Annotated in this window: 2 protein-coding genes; both read right to left on the bottom strand. The window is 70.1% G+C overall.

Annotated features, from left to right (window positions below; all coding sequences use genetic code 11):
• Positions 1–494: 494 nt before the first annotated feature.
• A complete protein-coding gene (locus tag RB628_RS40565) occupies positions 495–905 on the bottom strand; it encodes a type II toxin-antitoxin system VapC family toxin (RefSeq protein WP_318325658.1) in 411 nt (136 codons plus the stop codon).
• Positions 902–1,123 carry a hypothetical protein gene (locus tag RB628_RS40560; protein WP_318325657.1) on the bottom strand — a complete coding sequence of 74 codons (222 nt, stop codon included), beginning with the start codon at positions 1,121–1,123 and terminating at the stop codon, positions 902–904. Before RB628_RS40560 ends, RB628_RS40565 begins: the two co-directional genes overlap by 4 nt.
• Positions 1,124–1,480 lie beyond the last annotated feature (357 nt).

Below are 1,480 nucleotides of genomic sequence, written 5' to 3'. Positions count from 1 at the left end.
CAGGCGGCGAGCCGCACCGGCAGCCGGGGCATGACCCAGGGCTGCGGGAGCGGCAACCAGCCAGCTTTGTCGGGCTGACCGGAGTCGGGCTCCTGGCAGAGCAAGTTGTTGCCAACGACCGTCCTACGGCCGGATCACAGGCAAGGGCAAGACCAGGGGGCCGACCCTCGACATCCGTCGCCCGGCTCACCGAGGGCAGTGGCCGGCGTCGCCTCCGGTGTCTCCGCCCCGCTTGACGGCAGCCCCGCCGGTCCGGGCGCGCATCAGTCAGCACAGCGAACCACCCTGGGGCTCTGCCCCAGACCCTGGCCTCCCTCCGAGGGGCAGGGAGCCGAGGGCGGGTGCGGCTCCGTCTTGGTGAGTGGTCGCGGGTCGCGGGAGGGGTCCCTCACTGCCCGGTCACCGGAGGCGTACCAGGAACCCCCGGAGAAGTTGCCCGACCGACGAGGGACCCCCTCCCGCTCAGGCCCCGGCCCCGTGCTGTTCCGGTTGGGCTACGGCAGCAGGGTGAAGGAGCGGGGGGCCTTCGGGCGGACGACGCTGAAGTGGCGGCGGTCGAGGGTGGCGATGGCGTCCGCGCCGAGTCGTTCGGCGACGGCGAAGACGGAGGCGTCGACTGCGCCGAGGGGGAAGTCGGCGTATTTCTCGACCAGTTCGACCATGCGGTCGATGTCCTGGGCGGCCAGGGGGATCAGGCTGATCTGTCCGGTACGGACGGAGCGGAGGAAAGCAGCTTCCGCGCGGGTGCCGTGCTCGCGTTCCAGGAGATAGCAGACCTCGGTGAGAACCGGGTAGGGCACGAGCAGGGGGTGTGGCGTCCGGCGCATGAGCTCGACGCAGCGGGCGTGGTCCTGGTCGTCGGCATCGGCGGCGGCGACCAGCGCCCCGGTGTCCCAGATGATCACTCGACTTCGTGTCCCAACTCGGCACGCAGGATCTCGCCGGAGCGGGCACCCAGGTCGCCCTTGCCGCTGGACAGCGCGCCGACGAAGTCGGGCAGCGGCCACTCCTCCCCACCGTCCTCGGCAGGCGTGCTCTCGCGTACGAGGGCGAGTATCGGTGCGACCTGCGACTCCGGTAGCCGGTCGATCAGCTCGTGCAGTTCTTCCCGCAAGGTGCTCATGACGCCAGGATAAGGACAACTCGCACGGCGCGGGAGCCAATGGGGCGGACCGACTGCATAGCGGTCATGGCCTGCACCTCTGACGGCAGTGGTGACGGCAACAACCATGGACTTCAGTGCACAACCACGGACGCCAGCGGACTCCCAAACTGCCGCCGACCTGCGAAAACGCAGGTAGTGAGGAGTCGCGCAGCACACGTGCGTTCAGATTTTCTCTACGAGGTTCAAGGCGGGCCCTACCCGCCGGAGCTGGCCGCCGTCGCCGACAAGTCCGCAGTTCGCTCGGAAGGTCAGCGGCGCCGCAGGCGGCGAGCCGCACCGGCAGCCGGGGCATGACCCAGGGCTGCGGGAGCGGCA

Source organism: Streptomyces sp. ADMS, assembly GCF_033441795.1.
Classification (GTDB): domain Bacteria; phylum Actinomycetota; class Actinomycetes; order Streptomycetales; family Streptomycetaceae; genus Streptomyces.
The sequence above is the reverse complement of the archived record's forward strand: the minus strand, read 5'-3'. Positions and strand labels throughout refer to the sequence as shown.